Source organism: Binatus sp. (SeqCode) (assembly GCF_049584895.1).
In the GTDB taxonomy this organism is placed as follows: Bacteria; Desulfobacterota; Binatia; order Binatales; family Binataceae; genus Binatus.
On record NZ_JBAUYR010000107.1, the window covers coordinates 23382 to 48180 of the forward strand.

The following is a 24799-nucleotide window of genomic DNA, read 5'->3' on the forward strand; positions in this document are numbered from 1 at the left end:
GATGGCAAGCGGCATATTCGCCCTCGTCTTCATCGGCGTGCTGGTCTTCACCAGCAGTCGCGGCAGTGAAGTCGAGCAGTCGCGCGAGGTGGCCCGGCGCCTCACCCGCCCCGCGGACGAGATCGAGATCAGCGTCATGCGCAAGCAGCGGCCGCAGGAAGGAGCGCTGCTGGGCGCGCTGTACAAGATGAACCTGCTGCGCAAGCTCGAAGAAGCAATGTGGCAGGCCGGCATGTACATGAGGGTCGGCGACATCCTGCTGATCATCGTGTTGGCGTTCGGCGCGGGTTTGTTCGGTGGCAATATCTTCTTCCACGATATCTGGTTCGCGCTGGTCACCGGCGCAGTGATCGGCATCATGCCATTGCTCTACATCCAGTTCATGAAGAAGCGGCGCTTGAAGGCCTTTGCGAATCAGTTGCCGTTCGCGCTTGACCTGATCAAATCCTCGCTCGAGGCAGGCCATTCGCTGCAGCGCGCGCTGCAAGTCCTGGTCAGCGAGTTTGCCGATCCGCTGGGCAGCGAATTCCGCACCGTGCTCGAACAAAACCGGATTGGACTGCCGCTGCCACGCGCGCTCGAAGACATGCTCAAGCGAGTTCCGGAGGACGACCTCCGGTTGCTGGTGGTCGCGGTGCGCGTGCAAACGGAAGTTGGATCGAGCCTGGCGCAAATTGTCGGGCGACTCTCCGAAATCGTACGAATCAGGCAGCGCTTGCGGATGCAGATTCGGGCCCTGACCGCACAATCACGCCTGGGCGGAATGGTGGTCGGTTGCCTGCCGATCGTGGTGCTGATTCTGTTCAGCCTGGTTCAGCCGGGCTATACCGATCAATTGTTCCATGACCCGACCGGTCAGAAGATTTTGAAATTTGCGGTCGGCTCGGACCTTCTCGCCCTGATCACCATCAGGCGACTGCTAAGGGTGAACTACTGATATGAGCCCATTCATGATTGGTGTCGCGGTCTTTTTGCTGGCGGCTGGCGCGTGTGTGGCTTTGTATCTAGCCATCTCGCCGCAGAGCCGGGCGGTCGATGAACGCTTCGCGGATCTGGCGGTCAAGATGCGAGCCTCGCAGGGCGCACTCGCCGGTGACTCGCAGGACGACAACCTTCTCCGCATGGTTTTCAGATGGGCCGCCAAGCGCGTCCCGCCGCCTAACCTGGATACTCCCACTGGAGAGAAGCTACAGCACACTCTGGTGCAGGCGGGATTTATAAAGTCCAGCGCGGCGCAGACCTATCAGGTCGCCCGGGTGCTGATGGCTGTCGGGGGCGGCGCACTGGGATTGCTGGTAGGAGCCATCTTTCATCCCTCGGCGGCAACACCGCTGCTACTCGCGGTGGGCGGGGTCGGCATCGGGATTTTCGTCCCCAGTTACTACCTGGGACGGCGCGCACGCGCGCGCCAGAGCGCCATCGCAAAGCAGCTATCGGACGTGCTCGATCTGCTGGTGGTATGCGTCGAAGCGGGGATGGGGTTGTTCGAAGCAATTCGAATCGTCGGCACAGAATGCGAACGTCATGGCCAGGAAATCGGCTTCGAGCTGAGCCTGGTCGCAACCGATATCTCCGCGGGCGCGACCCTCGGCCAGGCGTTGCGCGGGCTGGCCGATCGGACCGCGGTTGAAGATATCAAGCCGCTCGCCGCAACCTTGATTCAGAGTGAACAGCTTGGTGCGCAGATCGGACCCGCGTTGCGCGCCAGTTCCGACGCGTTGCGCCAGCGTCGCCGGCTGCATGCTGAGGAAGACGCGCAGAAGGCATCGATTAAGATTCTGTTCCCGCTGGTCATCTTCGTATTGCCATCGATGATCGCGGTAATTATCGGACCGGCAATGATCTCGGTCCTCCGTACGCTCTCGAGTCCGGGCTGATTTCAGCGCCGCCGAGAGAGCGATCCAACGCAGCCTCTCCCGGGAGGCCTCGGACTGGCGCGGCGCCGCGTCAGTCCGGGGCCTGTTCGTTTCCGCGCGCCGCGGCGGCGCCGCTTCTTCCATGTAAGTTTTCCCAGAAAGATTAAAAGTACGGCTCTTAGATTTGCCGGCTGGCATATCGTTTGCGCCGGTTATTCGCACGATGATTCCCGGCTGAAATGCCGACGAAAATTGGAGAGATTCGTATGAAATACGGAAGTTTGGTTACACTGTTATCAGCCGCAGTCCTGGCAGTTGGAACGCTCACCCCGGCATTCGCTCAATACCACGATCCAGAATATGCGACCGGCGATCGGGACTACCGAGGCGACGTCAGACTTCGACAACGGAGCGGCCCAGCGCTGGCATCGATTCCTCGATCAGGATGAAAACCGGGATTTTGCCCGCAGATTTCACGGCAATCCCAACATCATTCACGATCCGCGCGAAATGGATCAGTGGACCGGCGTTCGCGAGCTCTTCTCCGACCACCCCGATGTGCGCGACTACGTGCTTCAAAAAGTCCGCGACTACAATCAGAACACGCGACCCTCTGAGAAGTGGGATCGCGAGTTGGCGGCGAATCCTAACTTCGCGGACCGCTATCGCCAGAATCCCGGCGTGATCGACTCAAATTTGGACAAAGACGAACCTGAGATCGCTGAATTTCTGAGGACCAACCCGGATGTACGCCCCTATCTCGAGAGGGACAGCCGACGCGACAGCCGCGATTACCACGACGAAGATCGCTACTAGATTTTGGTGGCACAGGCTTTAGCCTGTGATTTCTGGTCCATGCATCCAGGGAAGAATCACAGGCTGAAGCCTGTGCCACGTGTGTCAAAAAGCGGCCGCGGATTGCTCCGCGGCCGCTCATGGAGGTCTTGAATCCTGGCTTACAAGCTGAGTCGTTTCATCAATCTGTACAGCGTCGTCCGATCAACCCCGAGTGCGGTGGCCGCATCGACCCGGTTCCCGCCTGCTGCGGAAAGTGCTGCCCTGATTCGCATCGTTGCGGCACGATCGAGGCTCTCTTGCAGGGTTCCCTCTTCGGAAGGCTCGACCGGCTTCTCGGCGACCTCGACCTGATTCGAATCGGTCGCAGATCCCGCGGCCATATTTGCTCCAACCGCCGAATCGATCCCGGCCGCACGGGCGATGCCAGCCACTTGCACGAGTTCTTCATCGGAGCCGTCGTCATCGAAAGCGAACGCCTCCGGCATCAACGTTTCCTGCCCGCTCATCACGACCGCGCGCTCGATAACGTTCTCCAGTTCGCGCACGTTGCCCGGCCATCGATGGGCGAGCAGAGCCTCCTCGGCTTCCGGCGACAGCATCAGCGGCCGGCCGGCTTCGGTGGAATGAAACGCGAGAAAATGACGCGCCAACGGCAGGATATCTTCGTGACGCTCGCGCAGCGGCGCGATGCGCAATGGAATGACGCTGAGCCTGAAGTACAAGTCGGCGCGGAAGCGGCCCGCCGCGACTTCGTTGCGCAGCTTGCGATTAGTCGCCGTGACTATCCTGACGTCCACCTTGCGTGGCTTCGATCCTCCCACCCGGAGCACCTCGCCGTCCTCGAGCACGCGCAGCAACTTGGCCTGGAAGTCAGGACCTGCCTCGCCGATCTCGTCAAGAAACAGAGTGCCGCCCGACGCGCGCTCGAAGCATCCCGCGCGGTCCCGGATTGCGCCGGTGAACGATCCCTTTTCATGGCCGAACAGCTCGCTCTCGACCACGCCATCGGCCAGCGCCTTACAGTTAATAGCGAGGAATGGACCGTCTGCCCGATTGCTCCAGTAGTGAAGCATCCGTGCGACCAGTTCTTTGCCGGTGCCGGTCTCGCCTTCAATCAGAGCCGTCGTGCGTGAGGACGCCACCCGCCGAATCATCGAGACCAACTGGCGGCTCTTCGGGGCCTCGGCGATGAAGCCGGCTGCGACGGTGGCGACGTCGAGCTGCTCGCGCAGCTTGCGATTCTCGCGTTGAAGCGCGCTCATCTCGACCGCGCGGTTGACGACCGCGCTCAGCTCGTCGCTGTCGAACGGCTTGGTTACGCAACCGAAGGCACCCCCGCGCAGCGCTTCCTTCGCCGACTCGGCGGCAGGCAGCGGCACGCTTATAACTACAGCCACATCAGGGTCCTTGCTCTTCACATTCTTAAGTAAGTCCATCCCATCCATCCCCGGCATCCTCATGTCTGCGATGATTACGTCTGCTCCCTGATGTTCAAGCACCTTAAGTGCGGATTCGACATTGGGACACGTTTCGCATTCGTAACCAGCCTGTGAAAGGACCATCGCGGCGCTGCGTGCAACGTGAAACTCATCATCGACGATCAAGACTCGCGCATTGCTCTGTCCGTTGCGCTTTCGCACACTCAACCCCAAAGACCACGTTTCCCTGGAGGGGCAAACGCGGCTTAGTGTAGCATTCTTGCCCTCGCCAGTAGGGCTGTCAATATGGGGAAAAGGCCTTGGATTTATTGGAGTTTTTCGGAAAATCTGACGTTGCGAAGATGAAACGCGCCAAAATTATCCTACTCGAAGTGCAATTCGGCAAAGCGGAAACTACATCCGCCATCGACCTCGCAGATGCGGTATCGCCACGTCCCTCGATTGGAGTGCGACAGGGAGCAAGCTTTGCTCGTTTCTAATTCGGAGAAGGATTTCGCGCGGTAAGCGGTATCGGCAACAGCCCCGGCGGCGAATTCAGGTATCCCAAGGCGGGTTCGTCCTTGTAGTCGGCTGCGTCGCGCGCCTGACGGGCAAGGTCTTCGGAATTGCACTCGGCCGCACCGGCAGCGGCGGCGGTTATCTCGCAGGCCGACGCAGCATCGTTGTCAGTCGGCTGAACATAGGTCGATGCGCATCCGTACACGCCGCTGGCCGTAACTAGTATCGCGACTGCCAAGAGTCGATTCATCCTGCTGCCAATCATGGTTCCGGGGATAAGCTAGCAGTTGTTAGATCCTGTCGATACGACCCAAGCACGGCTGACGGTTATCCTTGTGTCGGGCTATTCGACGGACTCGACTGCGGCGTCGCCGAAGAAGTCGGCGATGGGCTACCAGTCGCGGTTGGTCCAGCGTCCGGAGCAGGGCTTGCAGTCGCAGTTGCGGCGCTGCTGGCGGTTGAATTCGCCGCGGCACCGTCGCTCGAGGCTGCAGTGATCGGAGAATTCTGGTCTGGTGAAGCATTCGGCGGGACATCAGAAACAATCCGCACCAGATCCTGGCCCTTGTAGCAGAACTGGACCGGATGCTTCTGATTCTTGGTCACGCCTTCAGTTGGAGTCAGGGCTACTTCGGCGAGCCCGATGGTGAAGAAGTCGGCCGCGGCCTCGGCGACCGCAATTGGAATCTTTCCACCTGCTCCATATCCGCGCGTGTAAAGTTTGTAGAAGTCGCAGCTGGTTTGATCGGGTTGGACTAACGTGGTGTCGGGAGCACCGAGCTTTGCCAGCACCTGATTGCGGGTCATACCCACCTGAAAGTAGTTCAAATCGGTTGGGGTCGGGCGCGTAGCCTCCATATAGACCGAGCATGCGACCATCGAGCTCGCCAGCAACAGCGCCGCGCAGAACAACAGAATCGATTTCATGCTCCCCCGTTTCAGACCGGGCTCAGATGCCGCACGCAATCTACCGGACGAAGACTTATCACGCAGATTGGGTTTGTGACAACCAGTTTGTTACTGGATCTCCACAGGAAGTGCTGAAGCGGATCTGACCCAATCAAGGATTCAACCAGACCGGGCGCCTGCGTTGTCTGCATGAGGCGGAGCCGGTACTGTCCCTGACAATGGCCGCCAACTCACGCGACGGCCGGGCGAACGCCAGGCTGTTGTCATCTGCCGCGGCAGCGCTTGGCGGAGCCATCGTGATCGCGCTGGCGATCCGTCGCGTCGACAGAATCCCTTACACCCTGAGCTGGACCGCCGCCCTGCGCGGAATCTGGCCGATGCTGCCGGTAACAGTGCCGGCCGCGATTCGGGTCTGGGGATTCTGGGGATGGAGCGCCGCGGTAGTCGCAGGACTGTTGCTGAAAGCCGATCCCGAGCTGGGGCTATGCGATTCCGCGCTCGGCGGTGCAACCGGAGTGTGGGTTGGCGCCTTCCTGCTCGGCAACTTGGTGGGGCCGGTCGGCCTGTTTCGCGCACCTTTAGCTTGGGCGCTGCCCGCGGTCGGAACGTTGTGGCTATTGCGCTATCCACCCGCAATCAGGATCTCGCCGCCGACTGCCGGCCAATGGTTCGCGTTGCTGGCTATAGCGTTGTTAGCCGCCTCGATACTTCCGTTGCAGCTCGGCTCCCCGATGGTCCCGTACCTGGACGCACTATCGTGGCCGGCCTCCGCTCAACGCATCGTGAGTTTTCACGTCTATCAGCCGTTCAACAATGATCCTTACGGGTTCTGGGCGCCGTTCTCGCAGGAGCCTGCGCTGGAGATGTTCTACGCGATGCTCGCGCTTGGCAGCCGCACGAGATTGGCAGTGCTGGCCGAGACCGCCGCGATGCTTCCAATGTGTGCGCTGCTCGTCTTCAGCGTCTATCGGCTGGGTCGAACATTCTTCGGCGACGTCGTCGGTGGCTTCGCTGCCATCCTGCTGTTTCTCACTCCTCTATTCGGTTATGCGCAGGGAATGCGCGGAACGGCGCTGGTCTTCGTCCTGGTGGGCGTCGGCCTTGGATTCTTCCTTGATTCGAGGCACAGCCGCGTCCGGATGGCGCTCGGGGCGCTGCTAATCGGCACTTCAGTAGCGGTGCAAGCACCCATCGGCGCTTTCGCGATAGTGCTGGCAGGCGCAGGAATTATACTGTGGCTCGCGACGGGCGACGTCTCCAGTTTCGTCGCCGGGGGACTGTGCCTGGTGGGTGCGGTTCTGTTCGGTGCGCCTGAAATCCCGGTCGGACTCAACCGGTCAATTCCATGGGTGATCCTTCCGCTATGCCAACTGGCAGGCGTCGCGCTGATTTTGATTGGAGCCATGCGTCGCGACGCCAAGGCTTTTCAAAATGTCCGGGTCATTCGAGTTGCCGGACTGATTCTCACTTCGGCGCTGATTCTTGCCCTGATTCTCGCGGTCGTCATGCTCAAGCCAATCGATCCCGACGTCTGGAACGACCCGCTCCGGTCCTCGACGCTGCTACTATCGGACACGTCGCTTCATTCCATCCTGGCGCCGTACAGATCGCTCTTCGACAACCTTCCGCTGCTGACGGTCGTGGCGCTGGAAGGCCTGATCATCATGCTCCGGGGCATCTGGATCGGCACCGAAGCAGGCCTCAATGCCGCTCTGCCGGCTTTCGCGCTGCTTCTCTGCGTGCCGATCAGAATCATCCAGGTTCTGCTCGCCGGGCACGTCAATCCGGTGCAGGAGGTCATGCTTTGGAACTTCAGCCACAAGCTCGCGGTATATTGGTGCCCGTACTTTCTCGCTGTAATCGCCGCCGTGCCCTTCGCTGCCATTTATAATTTTCGCTACCAGCGCCTGGCGGTCTTCGGGGTTCTCCTGCTGGTTTTCTATCCATGGAGTATTCCGACAACTGGTAAATCAATATGGACCGACGATCGCGAGCATTCGATTGTCGAGCGATGGGCGGTCAATCTCGACACTGCTGCGAACGGCTACTATTCGAGTTTTGCGGGGTCGCCCTGGTATGCGGATGGCAGATGGGCCTCGAGTCCTGCGGATTGGGCGCTATTTGAGGTTCTGGAGCGTGAAAAGTCGGCCGGAAGGATCACCGCGAACACGCATATTCTTCACGTGGCGGACGGACCCAAAGATTTCGTTCGGCTCGCGGTCTTCACCGGCATTTACGACGACCCGATTGAATACTCCTACGACCCGAACGATCCATTTTACTGGGGTGGGCGAATCGGCGGCGTCAAAGAGATGGAGAGCAGGCTCGCCGATAAACCGCCGTACATCCTGTTCCAAACGCCGGCACCCGCCGGAATGAATCTGTCGCCTGAGGGCTACGACGAGATCTTTCGCAACGGCGACCTGCGCCTGTTCCGCCGCCACAGTCCTGGCGACAACCCTCGACCCGGATGAATTGGACGCACCCGGCCGTTTGAATGGAAACAAAGGCGGGCTCACAATTGTTATCGAGATAGTGTTCGATTATTCGGGAATAGGGTGGAAGCTATGCTCAAACTTGCGACGTTGATTCTTGCATCTGGGCTGCTGCTCGCGAGCGGCTGCGCTGCACACGCTCAAAGAGTGGCTCTTCAGCAAAAGTGCGATAGTGGCGATCAGAATGCTTGTCAGCAGATTGCCCAGAACGAAGAGCCTGCGGGGTATCCGGGAGCTCCGAACGTCCGAATATTTCCTGCTGGCCAATCGATCGGCGGCGTCGGCGTCGGCGGGATAGCCGGGGGGGTTGGCGGGGTCGGCGGGATGAAGTAAGCGCTAGAGCCGTAGCCTTGCCGGCACCAGCCGTGCCAGACCTTGCGGAGAATGGCTCCCCGGGCCGGATTCGAACCAGCGACATGACGGTTAACAGCCGTCCGCTCTACCGACTGAGCTACCGGGGAGTACTTTACTGAATTCGGTCCTGCACCGAGCCGGAACTACTCTCGATATACGCGCATCGATGCGAAATCAAGTGGAGCGACATTATAGCTGGAGACCTCCGGTACGAATCAAATCGAATCTGCGGGCCGCAACTCGACTACTCCAGTTTCGCGGGGGCCTTGGAGCCTTGCAGCGTTTTGTCCTGCACCTCGCCCATCTTCTTGACCGTCTCGGCAACGTACTTCGCAGGGAGCACGCCGGCGAGTCCCGAGAAAACCGGATCAGTGTTGAGCGAAGTATTGGCCTCGAGAATTCCCCATAACGCGAAGCGAAGCCCGGCGCTGACGAAGACCGGGGCACCGCTGGAAAATCCGGGCGCGCCGCCGCCGTCAAGATAGCTGAGCTGCTGCAAGCCTGCGCCGATGACCTCAGTGTCGGCGGGCGCGGGAACCGAGACGTGACCGAAACGCGCCAGCGCCTCGAAGCGATGCTGATTGACGCCGACGGTCGCCGCCGTCAGGTAATACACCTGCGCTCCGGTTTCGGGCCGCGCGAATGGGTCGTCGCTGCCGAGCAGCGAGGCGAGCGCGATTGGCGCGATACTCGCGCCCTGCGGAGTCAGCGGAATCGCGGCGACGTCGGCCTTCTCCTCATTCGGATCGAGCACCCAGCGGTTCTCGGGCGGCAACGGCTCTTCGCGCATCGCTCCGGTCTTCGAGTCTTCGAGCGTCAGCAGGAGCCCGTCGCGCGGCTTGCCGTAGCCGTCGAGCAGATTGTGATGCGCGGTCACCAGGTAAACGAACGATCGCCCGGGGAACGCCAGGCTCGGCACGGCGACGAAGAATGCGGTGCCGACCTGCACCGATCGCCCGCCCGAATGAGTCACGATGCCGGCGACATTGCGCAGCGTGCCGGTCGGGACGCTGCCGTTTCCATTGTCGTCGGCGCGTAACGGATTCGGTGCGATAGCGAGGATGGACGCGAGCGCGACGGCGGCCGCCGCAATCGAGAGTGTGGCTTTTCTCATTCGATCAGATTCATCCAGAGCTTGATTTGGGGTTGGCCCGGCTCAGTTTCGGCGCATAACGATAGCAGAAGAGCGCACGTGAGAAGAGGTCGATGCCGGCTCAGTGAGAGTTCAAAGCAGAGCGGCGCGGCCCAAGCTTCAGCTCTGACCGCGCCGCCAACCAACTACTTTTTTATCAATCGCTGTTCGTGATGCAGCTTCTACCAGCGGTTGCGATTTCCACCGCCGCCACCGCCTTCTCTGCCGCCACCACCACCGCCGCCACGCCGCCGATCTCCTCCTCCGCCACCACCGCCGCCGCCACGCGGCCCGCCGGTGCTGGCGCGAGCCTCGTCAATCTTGATTCGCCGTCCCTTCAGGTCAGTGTCGTTGAGAGTCTGGATTGCAGTGGCCGCATCGGCCGCCTCCGCCATCTCGACGAAACCGAAGCCGCGCGACTGTCCCGAGAATTTGTCGGAGACCACCACCGCGCTTTCGACTTTCCCAGCCTGCGCAAAAAGCTCCGCCAGGTCGTCCTGCGTAACCGCGTAGGCGAGGTTGCCTACATACAACTTAGTGGGCATAAAAGCCCCTCCTTAACTTTTTGCCGGGAAGCTCCTATACAGACGACCATCCGGTAATGTCCGGGATCCGAGAGAAAGGCGGCTGTCCAAGGCATGTTAGATCCTAGAAATAAAGATAGGCGCGAGGCAAATCTGAGTAAAGTCTGAACCGGGAAGGTGCGGGAATTCAGTGGACGGACCGTGAATTTTACCTCGCCCGTTCCTTCACGGGAGAGGAGGCCTGACGCAACGCGGCAGGTAGGTGAGGGTTCCGGGCGGCAAGCACAATCTCAATCATACCGGATGCGAATCGAGGAAATCGCGGACGTACTGATTCACCAGCGCCGGCTTTTCCTGCTGCACCCAATGACCCGAATCCGGAATGTATTTGATCTCAAATGGGCGGGTAAACAATGGTTCCATGCCGTAGGTCAGTTCCTTGCCGAGCGCGAAATCCTGCTCGCCCCAAATCAAAAGCGTCGGCGCCGAGATTCTGCGATCGATCCAGGAGTTGGTGCCGGGGCGCGCCATGAAGCCGGTGCGGAAGTTCGCGCGATAGTAGTTGATCGCGGCGGTTATCGAATATGGATTGCGGAACGCGGCACGGAAGTAGTCGAGGTCGGCGTCGGTGAAGACATTCTTTTGAATCGTGCCGTTGCGCAGCGCGTTGATCAGCGCTTCGTAGTTATTCCGGCGAAACGCCCACTCCGGGATACGGCGAATCTGAAAGAACAGCATGTACCAACTGCGCAACATCTGGCGCGGATTGCGCCGCAGCGCGCGGCTCATCCGCTCGAGATGCGGACAGTTCATCACGATGAGCCGATCGACGACCTCTGGACGCATCATTGCCGTCGCCCACGCGACGGCGCCGCCCCAATCGTGGCCGACTACGGTCGCGCGCTGGTGGCCGAGCGCCTCGATCAGATCGGCGACGTCGCCAACCAGCTTGTCGAGCGTGTAGTTGCCGACGCCGACCGGCGCGTCAGATTCGCCGTACCCGCGCATCTCGGGCGCGACGCATTCGAAGCCGTCCGACAGCGCGCGAATCTGATGACGCCACGAATACCAGCATTCCGGGAAGCCGTGCAGCATGACGATCGGCGGTCCCGATCCCGCGCGCGCGACGCGCAAAGTGATCCCGCTCTTGAGTTTGATTTTTTCGAAGCGGAAGGGGTCAGGCATTTTTCCTTCCGTCATTCTGAGCCGCTGCGGCGAAGAATCTCGACGGACGCTCTTGCGTCCGGCGCTTGGACGCGCTGATGAGCATCACAGAACCGGAACCGGCTTCGCTTGCGCGAAGCTGTCCGAGATCCATTCCTCCCGTCGCTAACGCTCCCGTCGTCAGGATGACAAAAGGAAAGCGCGCAGAGCTGATCTCATTCAGGCGGCTACCTTGGTCGTACCCTGCATCGCCGGCACCTCCGGATTGCAGATGTACCGGATCTTCGGGAGCGTCACGTCTGCCGTGGTAAAGGTCGCGGAAATCGGATTGTCGAGGCGCAGATTTCTACCTGCCCCGAATGCGTCGTTGTCCATCAGAACAATCCGTGGCTTGCCGCGCTCAGCTTTCGAGAACGTGAACTCGGGATCGACCTGCACCAGCACCAGCTTGCCGTCTTCCTTGTTGCGGGCCAGATGCATGCTCGCGATGTACTGGATGTCGCCGCCGGAAATCATATCGCGATCGAGTAGCTCGCATTCGAGCACTGGCTTGCCGCCGGCGCTAACGCGCGCAACCACTCGGTCATGGCGGAGGTCGAGCTTCACGTCGCCCGCAACCGTCGGATAACCCCATCGCGCGGCCATCTCGCGCCGCGCATCGTCATTGTCGCAATAGCTGCGGAGTACAAAGCCGCGCGGACGAACGCCGGTGCGGCCAGAGACGCGAACCTCGGCAATCGAGAACGCGCCGACCGGACTTTCCGGATACGACGTCACGCAGAAAATCGCGTACTCGGGAATCGACGGATGCATCGTTGCCGGCAGCAGGTTGTCGGCCGGGTCGTCGTCGATCTCCATGTTGATCGTGAGAATCTTCGCACCCTTCAAGATCCACGACTCAGTCTTGTAGCCGTTGATCGTCGGCGCCGCCTTGCCCCAAGTGGCGAGATCGAGCTTTCCGAAACGCGGCGGCATCAGCGGCCTCCTGCAGCAGCGGAAGCGGTATCGCTCGCGCCCTGGAAATGAGGCATCACTTCTTTCGCGAACAGGCGGATCGAGTCGAGCACTTTTTGCTGCGGCACGGTCTCGAGCGCGTTCAGCAGGAAGTTTACGCGATCAACGCCGACCGCTTCCCACTTCTTCATCTCGCGAGTGATGCGCGCGGGGTTTCCAATCGCGATACCCTCAGGGGCACCGGACGCATCGCCCGGCCCCGCCGCATCCTGGCGCAACGACGGCAGCAGTCCAAGCGACGGATACGATTTGCTCGGATACGCCTCGCGCGCGGCAAGCAACTGCGCCGCGAGATAGTTGAAGGTGCCGGTGAGACGCTTGCCGACCTTGACGCCCTCGGCGTCGTCCTCATGGCAATACAAAAAGTTCACGGTTGAGACGGCTTCGTTGACAACCTCGCCGACCGGCGTGCAGTTCTGGATAATTTTGCGATAGCGCTTGACCTTCTCGTCCTGCTCGGCGAATCCGCCGAAGGTGAGGCCCAAGCTCCCCATCCCGCGCTCAGCCGCGTCGATCTCGGTGCCGGGACTGGTGACCGCGACCCACAGCGGCGGATGCGGTTTCTGATACGGCTTCGGCACGATCGTGCGCTGCGGCATCGACCACGACCGACCCTGGTACGAGAAGCGCTCCTGCGTCCACATTTTCGGCAGGCAATGGACGAACTCGTCCCAGGTTTTCTTGGTCTCGTCGGGACTCGCGCGAAATCCCGCCAGCTCGGTCCAGGTCGCGGAACGGCCCGTGCCAACGTCGAGGCGCCCGCCGCTCAGGATGTCGAGCACAGCGGTGCGCTCGGCGATTTTAATCGGATGATTGAACTCGGGCACGCATACCACAATGCCGTGACCGACGCGCATTTTTTTGGTCTTCATCGCGCATGCGGTCAGGAACAATTCGGGCGCGGGGCAATGCGAATATTCTTCGAGGAAGTGATGCTCGACGGCCCACACGGAATCGAAGCCGAGCGAATCGGCGAGGGCGACCTGCTCGAGGCAGTTGTCGTAAACAGTTTTTTCGGTTTCGCGCCCCCATGGTCGCGGTACCGAGATTTCATAGAAGAGGCCGAATTTCATAGCATTACCTCCATACCGTTCGTTTAGCGCAATCGCGCCGAAATCGAAAGTCCCGTAACAGGGAAGGGCAAATCACTTAATTGAATGTGAAACCCGCGATGGGTTTCACACTTCCTTCGGCAGGGGTGACCCCTGCACCCAGTGAGGAAATCGCGAAATGTCGAGGACGCCATTTCGCTCCCGGTGCCGCTCCCTCCTCGCGATTGTTCCGCTTCCTTCGAGGGAAGGGGTTAGGGGTTAGGTTATTTGGCGTCATCGGAGCGCATGCATCATAAATGCTCCTGTATATCGCTTGACATATGTTGATTCTGAGCCTTAAATCGGAGTCGAGGAAACCCGCATGAAACATGAACTAATCGATGTGGCCGAGCCGAACCTTCTCCGCGAGCAATTCCCCTACGACGCGGTGCCGCGAATAATCTTCGACGGCGAGTTCGAAAAACCTGACCCCGCACCCGATTTCTTCATCACCGACACCACCTTCCGCGACGGACAGCAGGCGCGTCCGCCGTACACCGCCGGCCAAATCGTCGCGATGTACGACATGCTGCATCGCCTCGGCGGTCCCAACGGCGTCATCCGGCAGACCGAGTTTTTCCTGTACTCGAAGACCGATCGCGAGGCGGTGAATCGATGCCTCGCGCGCGGCTACCAGTTCCCCGAAGTGACCGGATGGATTCGCGCGGTGAAAGCGGACTTCAAGATCGTCAAGGAGATGGGCCTGCGCGAGACCGGGATTCTTACTTCGGCGTCCGATTACCACATTTTCAACAAGCTCAAGAAAACCCGGCGTGCGGCGATGAACGATTACCTCGAGATCGTGAACGCGGCGCTCGATGCGGGCCTCAAAATCCGATGCCATCTCGAGGACGCGACCCGCGCGGACTTTTACGGCTTCGTCGTGCCGTTCGTGTCGAAGCTGATGGAACTCGGCGATGGGGCAGGGCTTCCGGTCAAGATTCGCGTCTGCGACACACTCGGATTCGGCGTTCCGTATCCCGGTGTCGCGCTGCCGCGCAGCGTGCCGAAGCTGATTTTAGGCTTGCGTCGTGAATGCGGTGTGAAGCCGGAACAACTGGAATGGCACGGGCACAACGACTTCCACAAGGTGCTCGCCAACGCGACTGCCGCGTGGCTCTACGGATGCATGTACGCCAACGGGACGATCCTCGGCTACGGCGAGCGCACCGGTAATCCTCCGCTCGAGGGGCTGGTGATGGACTATGTGTCGCTGAAGGGCGACGCCAACGGAATGGACTTGTCGGTGATCACCGAAATCGCGGAGTACTTCGAGCGCGAAGCCGGGTACAAGATTCCCGCTAACTATCCTTTTGTCGGGCGCGACTTCAACGTCACGCGCGCAGGAATCCATGCCGACGGGCTGCTGAAGGACGAAGAAATTTACAACGTCTTCGACACCGCGAAGATTCTAGGGCGGCCGCCGCGCGTCGCGGTCGACAAGACTTCGGGCGTGGCGGGAATCGCATGGTGGATCAATTCGTACTTCGGTCTCGCGCGCATCGCGCAGGTCGAAAAGCGCTCAGCGGAGGTGATGGAGATCGCGAAGTGGGTCGACGCGCAATACGACGACGGCCGCACCACGTCGATTTCCGATCAAGAGATGGAGACGCAGGTCCGACGGCATCTGCCGCGATTGTTCGAGAGCGCTCGGCTGGCGGGATAGAGACGCGCTTGCGCGCGAGATCCTTCGCTGCGCTCAGGATGACACAAAGAAGCGGGCTAGCTCACGTGTCATTCTGACAAAGCGAGCAACGCGCGCGGCAGGACATGGCTTCTGGCCTCCGGACAGCTTGCGTACGCGAGCCGGTTCCGATCTTCTTGTTCGCGCGCTGCATGCGCACCACTTTGCTTCACTCACTGGAGTGCAAGTCGCGGCCCATGCGCTCGCGGCCTAGCAGGATGACCACGGCCGCCAGGACCATCACGATTGCGGCGACGCCTGCGAGCGTCGCCGCGTAGCCGAATTTCTCTGCCAGCAATGCCTGGCTCACGGCGGCTCCGGAAGCCATCAAGACGCCGATCTGATACGCGAGTCCTGAAAAAAGGCCGCGGACTTCCGGCGGTGACAGCTCAGTCAGATGGGCAGGGATTACGCCCCATGCGCCCTGCACCATGAACTGCATCAGGAACGCGCCGAGCGTCAGCACCGTGACCGTCGAGGGATAGATCCAAAGCGGGATGACCAGGCCGGCGCAGATAACCGCCGTCGCCATCGTGCGGCGGCGTCCCCATCGATCGGAAAAATAGCCGAAGGTCAGGCCGCCGAGCAGCGCGCCTACATTATAAATAACCGCGATGGTCGCGACGGTGCGGGTGTCGAAGCCGCGGGTTTTCTCGAGGAAGGTCGGGTACATGTCCTGGGTGCCGTGCGAGACGAAATTCATCATCGTCATCAGCGCGCACAGGTAGATGAACAATTTCCAGTTGGCGCGGACGGCGTTGCCAATCTTCGCTCTGTCCGGACGCGTGCGCTGCCATGCCTCCGACTCCGGCACCTTGGTGCGTATGTAGATCGTCAGCAACGCGGGCGCGCCGCCGAGAAAGAACATCGCGCGCCATCCGAAGTGCGGGAAGACGAAAAAGAACGCCGCCGCCGCGAGCAGGTAGCCGACCGCATAACCCTCCTGCAGCAGTCCTGAAAAGAATCCGCGCCATCGCGGCGCCACCGCTTCCATCGCGAGCGACGCGCCCACGCCCCATTCGCCGCCCATCCCGATTCCGTACAGCGCGCGCATCCCCAGGAACCATCCGTAGCTCGGCGCGAGGCCGCTCAGCACTTCGACGACGGAATAGAAGATGACGTCGATCATCAGCGGGATGCGGCGGCCGTAGCGGTCGGCGATCCAGCCGAAGATGAGCGCGCCGACGGGACGCAGCGCGAGCGTCGCGGTGATGGTGAACGCGATGTGCGAGATGGGGCGATGGAATTCGCGCGCGACCGCGGGCATCACGAAGATCAGGATGAAGAAATCAAAGGCATCGAGCGCCCATCCGAGAAAGCTCGCGAGCAGAGTGTGCGCGGCTTCGGCGGAAGTGATCGCGCGCACAGGCTCGAGGGTAGGTGCGGGAGCGTCCATGGCGAGCAATGATTATTCGAACCGTCGCGATTTGTCATCGGATGCAGAGGAGGTGCGCGCGCAGCGCGCGATTACAGAAACCGGAACCGGCGGCGCTTACGCGAAGCTGTCCGGAGGCCAGAAGCCATGTCCTCCGCTCGCGTTGCTCACTCTGTCAGGATGACAAAATTGTCCGCCTCGCTTCGTCGATGACACCAAAAAAATGAAGGCGCGACTGATGCGATCGAAGGTTACGCGGCTTCTTTGCGGCTGCCTGAGTATTCCTTCCGATAGACGCGCAGCAGGGCCGCGAAGACCGACATGATTGCGGGGCCGAGGAACAGGCCCAGCGGGCCGTAGGCTTCGAGGCCGCCGAGAATTCCCAGGAACAGCGCGATCGTCGGCAGTCCGGTGCCGTGCTTCATCGCGAGGGGCTTGATGAAATTGTCGATGACCGCGAGCGCTACCGAACACCAGATGAGCAGGCCCACCGCCGCCGACCAGCTCACTGCGAAGCCGAGGTAGATCATGGCCGGAATCCACACAAGTGCGGTGCCGCCGATCGGCATCAGTCCCGCCGCCGCCGACGCTAACGCGAGGAACAGCCAGTACGGCACGCCGAAAATCAGCATCCCGATGCCGATCGACACGCCCTGCAGTACGGCGGTCAGCATCAGGCCGCGCATCACCGACGAGAGCGTCGTGCGCAGCGTGTCGAAAATCGCCTTCTTGTCGTCCTCGTGCAGTGGGGTTAGGTCGCGAAGGCTCTTGTAATAGTAGTCGCCGTCGCGCAGCAGGTAGAAGAACGCGAGCAGTGCGATACCGAAGTCGACCACGAACCCGAGGATATTTTTCGCGGCGTGGGTCGCATTCGCTGCAACGTAATTGCTGGTTATCTGCGCCGCTTGCAGAGTCAGCTTGGGCAGTTCCTCGTCGAGCTTGTAGCCGCGCTCCGCCATTTTTTTCGAAATCCACGCGCCGAGCTGTGTGTTGACCGCCCAGTCATGCAGCTTCGACACGCCGCCCGTGTTCACCATCACCGTGGCCTGCGTGTACAGCGCTTGCGCCTCAACTACGAGACGTCCCGAGGCCCAGATGGCAGGCAGAATGACGCCAAGCCCGACGACGATGCTGATGATCGCGGTCGAGAGCGACCGCCGCTTGACGTATTTCTCGACTTCGATCAGCGCCGGATGCGCCATGAAGGCGAGCAGAATCCCCCACGCCAACGGCGTCAGGAACGGCAGCATCAGCTCGTACAGTTCGTAGGCCATCACGGCCAGGAAGCCGAAGAAAAAGAGCTGCACTATGCGCTCGCGATCCATTTTCTGAGGCGTAGGCGATCCTCCGTGCGCGCGGATACTTGGCGCGAGATCCTAGCAGATTGCCGGGGGAACGGTCGCCTGCCGGGATCCTAACCTCTCCTCGGACAAGGAGAGGTTAGGAGCAGGCCTAACGCGCGAAAACTTCGGTTGCCCGCCAGCGCATAATCGGTTACCTTCAGCGTTTGCTTGATGTGTTTAACCAATACCCCTCGCCCGTGAAGGCACGTAGCTCAGTGGGAGAGCGCTTCCTTGACACGGAAGAGGTCGGCGGTTCAATCCCGCCCGTGCCTACCAGGTCCGTGCCCACAACCACGTGCGCGAATCTCGCTTCGCCGTTTCCCGCAATGATTAAATTTTTCGCTTGATGAGTTCCGACGTAACCGTAACCCTCGGCCGCGAATCGCGCGTCGTGCCGGCTGGCACTATCGTTCGCGACCTGCTGAAAGACGTCCCGAGCAAAGACCTGGTGGCAGCGCGCGTCGACGGCAAGGTCGTCGATCTCACCCGCAAGCTTGATCACGACGCCGCCGTCGAGCCGGTGCTGGCGGAGACGCCTGAGGGCCTCGACGTCATCCGTCACTCGACTGCTCATCTGATGGCGATGGCCGTGCAGTCACTCTATCCCGGCACCCAGGTGACGATCGGGCCGGTTATCGAAGACGGCTTTTTCTACGACTTTGCGCCCGCGACGCCGTTCACGCTCGAGGACTTGCCGAAGATCGAAGCCAAGATGCGCGAGCTGTCGAAGGCCGATCACAAGATCACGCGGACCGAAGTGCCGCGCGCAGAGGCCGTCGCGAAATTCTCGGCGATGGGCGAGAAGTACAAGGTCGAGATAATCAACGAGGCCGAGGATCCGATTTCGATTTACAGCCAGGGCGACTGGATGGACCTCTGCCGCGGACCGCACGTGCCCTCGACGCGCTACTTGAAGGCGTTCAAGCTGACCAGCGTTGCGGGCGCGTACTGGCGCGGCGACGAGCACAACGCGATGCTCTCGCGAATCTACGGCACCGCGTTCGCCACCAAGGAAGCCCTCGACGAACATCTGAAGCTGGTCGAGCTTGCCCGCCAGCGCGACCATCGCAAGCTCGGGCGAGAGATGGGCCTCTACATCTTCGATCCGATTTCGCCGGGATCGCCGTTTTACCTGCCCAAGGGCGTCATCATTTTTAATGCGCTGGTCGACTACATGCGGCGGCTGTACCGGCGCTACGGCTACGACGAAGTCGTCACCCCGCTGATTTTCAAGAACGAGTTGTTCAATACGTCGGGACATTGGGAGAATTTCCGTGAGAACATGTTTGTCTCACCGGATCCCGACAGCGACACGCATACTATCGATACCGGACCCGACGGATGGCATCACGGGTACAGCCTCAAGCCGATGAATTGCCCCGGCCATGACGTCGTGTACCGGTCGGAGAAGCGCTCATATCGCGACCTGCCGGTGCGCTTTGCCGAGTTCAGCCGGCTGCATCGCGCAGAAAGATCGGGCACGCTGCACGGCTTGATGCGGGTGCGCGCGATGTCGCAGGACGACGCGCACATCTTCTGCCGCGAAGATCAGATCGAGGACGAAATCGCGTCGAATCTGCGGATGGTGCGCGAGGTGTACGGCACGCTCGGTTTCGAGGGCGTCGAGTTCAAGCTCGCGACGATGCCCGATCAGCATCTCGGCACCGAAGAGCAATGGCGAATGGCTGAGGGCAAGCTCGCCAACGCGATGAAGCGCAACGAAATCGCGTTCGAGATTAATCCGAAGGAAGGCGCGTTCTACGGCCCCAAAATCGAGATTTACGTATCCGATGCGCTCAAGCGCAAATGGCAGGTCGCGACGATCCAGCTCGATTACAACGCGCCCGAGCGCTTCGACCTGACCTACACCAACAGCGCCGGCGCCGAAGAGCGGCCGGTCGTGATCCATCGCGCGATCCTCGGCTCGCTCGAGCGCTTCATCGGCGTGCTGATCGAGCATACCGGCGGCGTGCTGCCGCTGTGGCTGGCGCCCGAACAGGTGCGAGTGCTGTCGCTGAGCGAGAAGGTCGAGGATTACGCCAAAGAAATCGCCGACCTGCTCAAGCGCGAGGGATTCCGCGCCCACGCCGACATCCGCAACGAGAAGCTGGGCTTCAAAGTCCGCGAAGCCGAGTTGGCCAAGGTGCCGTATATGGTAGTCGTCGGCGAACGCGAGGCGGCCGATCGATCGGTCTCGCTACGCTTGCTGCGCGGAGAAAAGAGCAATGCGATGCCGCTGGCGGCGTTGCTGGAAAGATTAAAACAGGAGCCGATACCGGCTTAGGAAATTCATCCGGCCATCAAGCCGGAGGAGGTGTCTTATTCGTCGAGATTTCAGAACCCCACCGTCAAGGGAGCCCGCGATTCGCGTCAATAACCTGATTCGCGCGCAGGAAGTCCGTGTAATCGACGCCGACGGCAGCCAGGTCGGAATCCTGCCGCTGCGCGAGGCGATCAAAGTTGCGGAAAGCCGTGGCCTGGACCTGGTCGAAGTCTCGGCGACGGCTAATCCGCCCGTTTGCCGCGTCACCGACTTCGACAAATATCGCTACGCGCAGAAGAAAAAGTCGCACGACTCCAAGAAGCACACCATCAGCATGATCAAGGAAGTGAAGATGGGATCGGCGACCGGGCAGCACGACGTCGACTTCAAAACTGCGCACATCAAGCGCTTTGTTGGAGAGGGTCACCGTGTTAAGCTCACCGTTTCGTTCCGGGGCCGCGCGATAACACATCCCGAACTCGGACGGGCTTTGATCGAGAGAATTATTGCGACGGTAACCGATATCGCGCAGGCGGAAGGCACGCCCCGGATGGAAGGACGCAACATGTCCGTGCTGCTGACGCCGCGATAAAAAATTTTAGGAAAGAAGCAAAGCGACTATCATGCCGAAAATCAGGACCAGCCGAACCGCGGCCAAGCGCTTCAAGATTAGCAAGAGCGGCAGGGTCAAATTCAAACACGCGTACGCCCGTCACATGTTCACGGCCAAGAACCCGAGCCAGAAGTCGCGCCTGCGCAGGACCGGTATTCTGACAAAGGCCGACGCCGAGAAAATCAAGATAATGATGCCGTACGGCTGATAGTCACAGAAAACCGAAAAACCAGAATACTGAAAAAAGAAAAGGACTGAACTGAGATGCCTCGCGCAAAAGGCGGACCCAAGACGCGCCGCCGTCATAAGCGTCAACTCAAACTTGCCTCCGGCTTTGTCGGCGGGCGCAAACTTTATCGGCAGGCCCGCTCGACCCTCGAAAAGGGCCTCACCTACGCCTATCGCGATCGCAAGGCCAAGAAGCGCGACTATCGCACGCTGTGGATCGCGCGCATCAACGCACTCGCGCGCGAAAGCGGAATCTCGTACAGCGCCCTGATGAACGGGCTCAAGAAGGCCGGGGTCGAGGTCGATCGCAAGATGCTCGCGAAGCTCGCGCAGGAGCGCGACGTATTGTTTACCGAGCTGGTGCGCACCGCTATCAGCGCGCTCGGCTCAAAAGCAGCATAGAGCCGCGCGTTCGAAAGCGCCGCGCACCAGGAGACCATGTGGGTGATCGCCCACGTGGTTTTTTGTTTTTAGTATCTACGCAATGTTGCGACCAGGTTTGATGTGCGAGGAAGATCGCTATGAAAGAACAACTCGAAGAAATCAGGCGCCGCGCGATGGCCGAGCTCGGCGACGACGCCAATGAAGCGCAAATCGACGCGGTGCGCGTGCGCGTGCTCGGACGCTCGGGCGAGCTGACGGAAATCATGCGCGGTATGCGCGAGGTCCCTAACGCCGAGCGTCCCGCAATCGGCCAGCTCATCAATCAGATCAAGCGCGAAGTCGAAGCGCGCATCGAGACTCTCAGCGAGAAGCTCAAGGCCGAGACGCTGACCAAGTCGCTCAATGAGAAAACCATCGACGTCACGCTGCCCGGGATGCGCATCGCGCGCGGGCATATCCATCCAATCACCGACATCCTCGAACAGATGCTCGCCATCTTCGAGTCGATGGGCTTCGAAGTCGCGATGACCCAGGATATCGAGGACGACTTCCACAACTTCGCCGCGCTCAACTTCCCGCCGCATCATCCGGCGCGCGACATGCAAGACACCTTCTACGTCGACGGCGGGATGCTGCTGCGGACGCATACGTCAAACGGGCAGATCCGCGTGATGGAGAAACGCCGGCCTCCGCTGGCGGTCGTGTGCCCGGGGCGATGCTACCGGCGCGACGATCTGTCGGTGCGCGCCTCTCCGATGTTCACCCAGATCGAGGGTTTCATGGTCGATAGGCGCGGGCGCATCACGATGGCGCATCTCAAGGGCGTCCTCACGGAATTCGCGCGCACGTTTTTCGGCACGACCGCGGTGCGATTTCGATCCAGCTATTTTCCATTCACCGAGCCGAGCGCCGAGCTCGACATGCACTGCCTGCTATGCGACGGCGCGGGTTGCCCGGTCTGCAAGTATTCCGGATGGACCGAAGTACTCGGCTGCGGAATGATCCACCCGAATGTGATGCGCGCGGTCGAGTACGATCCCGACGAATTCCAGGGCTTCGCGTTCGGAATGGGCGTCGAGCGCACCGGCCTGCTCAAGCTCGGGGTCGACGACATGCGCCTGTTCTTCGAGAACGACCTGCGCTTCCTGAGCCAGTTCCCAGCGCTGAGCGGAGGTGTGCGATGAAGCTGCCGCTCAGTTGGATGCGCGACTTCGTCAGCGTCGATGCGCCGGTCGAGGAAATTTCGCGGCGCTTGAGTTTCGCAGGGCTGGTGGTCGAGAATGTCGAGAAGCTCACGCCCGGATTCGCGGGCGTGTACGCGGCGCGTGTCGTCACCGTCGAGAAGCATCCCAACGCTGACCGGCTCAATCTGGTCGACGTGGATGCCGGCAGCAAAGGTCTGTTCAAGGTCGTGTGCGGTGCGCCCAACGTGAAGGCCGGCATGATTGCGCCGCTCGCCCTCGTTGGCGCGCAGCTTGGCAAGGAGCCGCCGCTGGAGGCAGCCGTAATTCGCGGCGTGCAGTCGGAGGGCATGCTGTGCTCGGAGCGCGAGCTCGGCCTCTCGCAGGATCACGCGGGAATTCTCGCGCTCGGCACCGACGCGCCGCTCGGCGGCGAAGTGGCCGCGTATTTGCACCTCGACGACGTCGTGCTCGACGTCGAAATCACACCGAATCGGGGAGATTGCCTCTCGATTCTCGGCCTCGCGCGCGAGGTCGCCGCATTGTTCGGCGGAAGGTTACGGGCGCCACGGCTCCGCGCAGCGCATTCGGCCGGATCTTCCGACAGCGCGCAGTTTTCGATTTCGGTTGCGATCGACGCGCCCGATCTTTGTCCGCGATACGCCGCGCTTGCGATGACCGGAATCAAGATTGGTCCGTCGCCCGCATGGCTGAAGCGCCGGCTCGAGTTGTGCGGGATGCGGGCGCTAAACAACGTCGTCGATGCGACTAACTACGTCATGCTCGAGCTCGGCCAGCCTTTGCACGCGTTCGATTACGCCAAAATCGCGGATGGCAAGATTGTCGTGCGCCGCGCCGGCGAGACGCGCGAGTTCGTCACGCTCGACAACGTCAAGCGCGATCTCGACGCGAACGACCTGCTGATCGCCGACAGCAACAAGCCGCTCGCGATCGCGGGCGTGATGGGCGGTCTCAACTCCGAGGTCAGCGACTCGACTACCACTATTCTGCTCGAGAGCGCGTACTTCGAGCCGATGACTATCGCGCGCACGGCGCGGCGTCTTGGTTTGCGCAGCGAGGCGAGTTACCGCTTCGAGCGCGGCATCGATCGCGAAGGACAAGTAGGCGCGCTGATTCGAGCCGCCGAATTGATCCGCAAAATCGCGCGCGGGCGCGAGGCCTCGCCAATCGCCGACTTCGAGCCGCGCAAGGCCGAGCCGCGCGAAATAGCCCTCGACCTCGCCGCGATGGAATCGCTGCTCGGCGCCTCGATTCCGCCCGGCGTCGCCCGGAGCCGTCTCAAATCACTCGGCGCGCAAGTGAGCACTCGCGGCAAAGGCGTGCTCGCAGTAGTGCCGCCGTCGTTCCGCTCCGACCTGGTCGAGCAGGCCGACCTGATCGAGGAAGTAGCGCGCCTGGGCGGCCTCGAAGACATTCCAGCGCTGCTGCCTGCTCGCGTCAGTGCGCTGGCTCCGGTCAATCGCGAACGCGAGTTCATCAAGGGCACACGCGAGGTGATGCTCGGATGCGGCCTGACCGAAGCCGCGACCATCGCGTTCATCGCGCCGGCAGACAACGCGCGTTTTTCAGGAATCCTAACCGCGACGCGTCCCGTCAAAGTGACGAACCCGTTGTCGGCGGAGCTCAGCGAGCTGCGCGTCAGTCTGATGCCGGGACTCGTCACCTCGCTCAGGTTCAATTTGAACCGCGAGGCGCGCGCCTTTCACGCATTCGAAATCGGCAAGACCTTCCGCATGAACGGCGACCTCGCGACCGAGCAGCTTCATATCGCCGCCGTCAGCCACGGACCGTACGCACTGTCGGCAGTTGGCGGGCATAGCGTCGCCGCGGGATTCTTTACGATGAAGGGAATCCTCGAGACGTACTTCGACGCCATTGGCATTTCGCCGCGCGTCGCCTTTAAGGCTATCGAAGGGGCAGATGCCCCGTTCCTGCATCCCGGACGCAGCGCTATCATTACGTTGGATAATTCGCCAATCGGTTTGATCGGCGAATTGCATCCGGCTGAGGCGATGCGGCTTGATCTGAACGAACCGTGCGCAGTCTACGAACTTGACTTGAGTAGTTTCATTGCCTATGGTTTCTCGCCGCGCAAAACCTTCCAGCCGCCGCCAAAATTTCCCGCGATCAGGCGCGATTTGGCGTTGGTGCTGGATCGGAATTTCCCGGCGGATATGGTAATCAAAACTGTTCGGGAATGCGGCGCGTCACTGCTGGAGAGCGTCGAGGTGTTCGACGTCTACGAGGGGACGGCGGTGGCGGCCGGAAAGAAGAGCGTGGCGTTGGCTTGTCGTTATCGTGCAAAGGATCGCACGCTGACCGATGAGGAGGTGAATCGCATTCACGCAGTGCTGGTCGAGCAGGCGCGGATGCGTTTAGGGGCGGAGTTGCGGCAGTAACAGCGTGCCTAACGCGAGCGGGTGGGGATCGTTA

At 60.9% G+C, this 24799-nt stretch carries 21 protein-coding genes and 2 tRNA genes; 12 read left to right on the top strand and 11 right to left on the bottom strand.

Going from position 1 to position 24799, the window contains the following annotated elements; genetic code table 11:
- Position 1 precedes the first annotated feature (1 nt).
- The 3 genes from WB650_RS18945 (at position 2) to WB650_RS18955 (ending at position 2672) form a co-directional block, all read left to right on the top strand.
- Positions 2 to 937 (top strand): type II secretion system F family protein, encoded by a 936-nt coding sequence (locus WB650_RS18945; protein WP_422306497.1) that lies wholly within the window; start codon positions 2 to 4, stop codon positions 935 to 937.
- Between the two features lies 1 nt (position 938).
- On the top strand, positions 939 to 1877 hold the full coding sequence (locus WB650_RS18950; RefSeq protein WP_422306495.1) for a type II secretion system F family protein: 939 nt from the start codon (positions 939 to 941) through the stop codon (positions 1875 to 1877).
- 294 nt (positions 1878 to 2171) lie between these two features.
- The gene (locus tag WB650_RS18955; protein ID WP_422306493.1) at positions 2172 to 2672 is read left to right on the top strand and encodes a hypothetical protein; all 501 of its coding nucleotides are present in this window, start codon (positions 2172 to 2174) and stop codon (positions 2670 to 2672) included.
- A 140-nt stretch (positions 2673 to 2812) separates the two neighbouring features.
- Here WB650_RS18955 and WB650_RS18960 read toward each other — a convergent pair whose 3' ends face one another.
- The 3 genes from WB650_RS18960 to WB650_RS18970 all read right to left on the bottom strand — a co-directional run bounded on the left by WB650_RS18960 (position 2813) and on the right by WB650_RS18970 (position 5518).
- Entirely contained in the window at positions 2813 to 4294 is a 1482-nt protein-coding gene (locus WB650_RS18960) for a sigma-54-dependent transcriptional regulator (RefSeq protein WP_423961612.1), read from the bottom strand.
- A 274-nt stretch (positions 4295 to 4568) separates the two neighbouring features.
- Positions 4569 to 4841, bottom strand: a complete 273-nt coding sequence (locus WB650_RS18965) for a hypothetical protein (protein ID WP_422306489.1) — start codon at positions 4839 to 4841, stop codon at positions 4569 to 4571.
- Between the two features lie 77 nt (positions 4842 to 4918).
- On the bottom strand, positions 4919 to 5518 hold the full coding sequence (locus WB650_RS18970; RefSeq protein WP_422306487.1) for a hypothetical protein: 600 nt from the start codon (positions 5516 to 5518) through the stop codon (positions 4919 to 4921).
- Positions 5519 to 5718: 200 nt separating this feature from the next.
- Here WB650_RS18970 and WB650_RS18975 point away from each other — a divergent pair, with 200 nt between their 5' ends.
- Positions 5719 to 7974, top strand: coding sequence for a hypothetical protein (locus WB650_RS18975; RefSeq protein WP_422306485.1), 2256 nt, complete (start codon positions 5719 to 5721; stop codon positions 7972 to 7974).
- A 406-nt stretch (positions 7975 to 8380) separates the two neighbouring features.
- On the opposite strand, the gene WB650_RS18980 is transcribed toward WB650_RS18975, so the two are convergent.
- The 6 genes from WB650_RS18980 to WB650_RS19005 all read right to left on the bottom strand — a co-directional run bounded on the left by WB650_RS18980 (position 8381) and on the right by WB650_RS19005 (position 13256).
- Positions 8381 to 8456: transfer RNA gene (locus WB650_RS18980), tRNA-Asn, on the bottom strand.
- 137 nt (positions 8457 to 8593) lie between these two features.
- Positions 8594 to 9463 carry a hypothetical protein gene (locus WB650_RS18985; protein ID WP_422306482.1) on the bottom strand — a complete coding sequence of 290 codons (870 nt, stop codon included), beginning with the start codon at positions 9461 to 9463 and terminating at the stop codon, positions 8594 to 8596.
- A gap of 200 nt (positions 9464 to 9663) precedes the next feature.
- On the bottom strand, positions 9664 to 10026 hold the full coding sequence (locus WB650_RS18990) for an RNA recognition motif domain-containing protein (protein ID WP_422306480.1): 363 nt from the start codon (positions 10024 to 10026) through the stop codon (positions 9664 to 9666).
- A 273-nt stretch (positions 10027 to 10299) separates the two neighbouring features.
- On the bottom strand, positions 10300 to 11190 hold the full coding sequence (locus tag WB650_RS18995) for an alpha/beta fold hydrolase (RefSeq protein ID WP_422306478.1): 891 nt from the start codon (positions 11188 to 11190) through the stop codon (positions 10300 to 10302).
- Between the two features lie 198 nt (positions 11191 to 11388).
- Complete coding sequence (locus WB650_RS19000) at positions 11389 to 12144, bottom strand: acetoacetate decarboxylase family protein (RefSeq protein WP_422306476.1); 756 nt, start codon at positions 12142 to 12144, stop codon at positions 11389 to 11391.
- Positions 12144 to 13256, bottom strand: coding sequence for an LLM class flavin-dependent oxidoreductase (locus tag WB650_RS19005; protein WP_422306474.1), 1113 nt, complete (start codon positions 13254 to 13256; stop codon positions 12144 to 12146). Before WB650_RS19005 ends, WB650_RS19000 begins: the two co-directional genes overlap by 1 nt.
- Before the next feature lie 340 nt (positions 13257 to 13596).
- On the opposite strand from WB650_RS19005, the gene WB650_RS19010 reads away from it, so the two are divergent.
- Positions 13597 to 14940: a 2-isopropylmalate synthase gene (locus WB650_RS19010; RefSeq protein ID WP_422303347.1), complete on the top strand. Its 1344-nt coding sequence runs from the start codon at positions 13597 to 13599 to the stop codon at positions 14938 to 14940.
- Positions 14941 to 15127: 187 nt separating this feature from the next.
- On the opposite strand, the gene WB650_RS19015 is transcribed toward WB650_RS19010, so the two are convergent.
- Complete coding sequence (locus WB650_RS19015) at positions 15128 to 16354, bottom strand: MFS transporter (protein ID WP_423961617.1); 1227 nt, start codon at positions 16352 to 16354, stop codon at positions 15128 to 15130.
- A gap of 230 nt (positions 16355 to 16584) precedes the next feature.
- Positions 16585 to 17658, bottom strand: coding sequence for an AI-2E family transporter (locus tag WB650_RS19020; RefSeq protein ID WP_422303160.1), 1074 nt, complete (start codon positions 17656 to 17658; stop codon positions 16585 to 16587).
- Between the two features lie 219 nt (positions 17659 to 17877).
- Here WB650_RS19020 and WB650_RS19025 point away from each other — a divergent pair.
- From WB650_RS19025 to pheT, 7 genes are all read left to right on the top strand, one after another.
- Positions 17878 to 17952 (top strand) — tRNA-Val (locus tag WB650_RS19025).
- A gap of 70 nt (positions 17953 to 18022) precedes the next feature.
- Entirely contained in the window at positions 18023 to 19960 is a 1938-nt protein-coding gene (thrS, locus tag WB650_RS19030) for a threonine--tRNA ligase (RefSeq protein WP_422303161.1), read from the top strand.
- A 121-nt stretch (positions 19961 to 20081) separates the two neighbouring features.
- The gene (gene infC, locus WB650_RS19035) at positions 20082 to 20531 is read left to right on the top strand and encodes a translation initiation factor IF-3 (RefSeq protein WP_422303167.1); all 450 of its coding nucleotides are present in this window, start codon (positions 20082 to 20084) and stop codon (positions 20529 to 20531) included.
- Between the two features lie 31 nt (positions 20532 to 20562).
- A complete protein-coding gene (gene rpmI, locus WB650_RS19040; protein WP_422303162.1) occupies positions 20563 to 20760 on the top strand; it encodes a 50S ribosomal protein L35 in 198 nt (65 codons plus the stop codon).
- Between the two features lie 56 nt (positions 20761 to 20816).
- On the top strand, positions 20817 to 21182 hold the full coding sequence (gene rplT, locus WB650_RS19045) for a 50S ribosomal protein L20 (protein ID WP_423961619.1): 366 nt from the start codon (positions 20817 to 20819) through the stop codon (positions 21180 to 21182).
- Positions 21183 to 21301: 119 nt separating this feature from the next.
- Positions 21302 to 22348, top strand: coding sequence for a phenylalanine--tRNA ligase subunit alpha (locus WB650_RS19050; RefSeq protein WP_422303163.1), 1047 nt, complete (start codon positions 21302 to 21304; stop codon positions 22346 to 22348).
- Positions 22345 to 24765: a phenylalanine--tRNA ligase subunit beta gene (pheT, locus tag WB650_RS19055; RefSeq protein ID WP_423961621.1), complete on the top strand. Its 2421-nt coding sequence runs from the start codon at positions 22345 to 22347 to the stop codon at positions 24763 to 24765. Before WB650_RS19050 ends, pheT begins: the two co-directional genes overlap by 4 nt.
- The last annotated feature ends 34 nt before the right edge of the window (positions 24766 to 24799 follow it).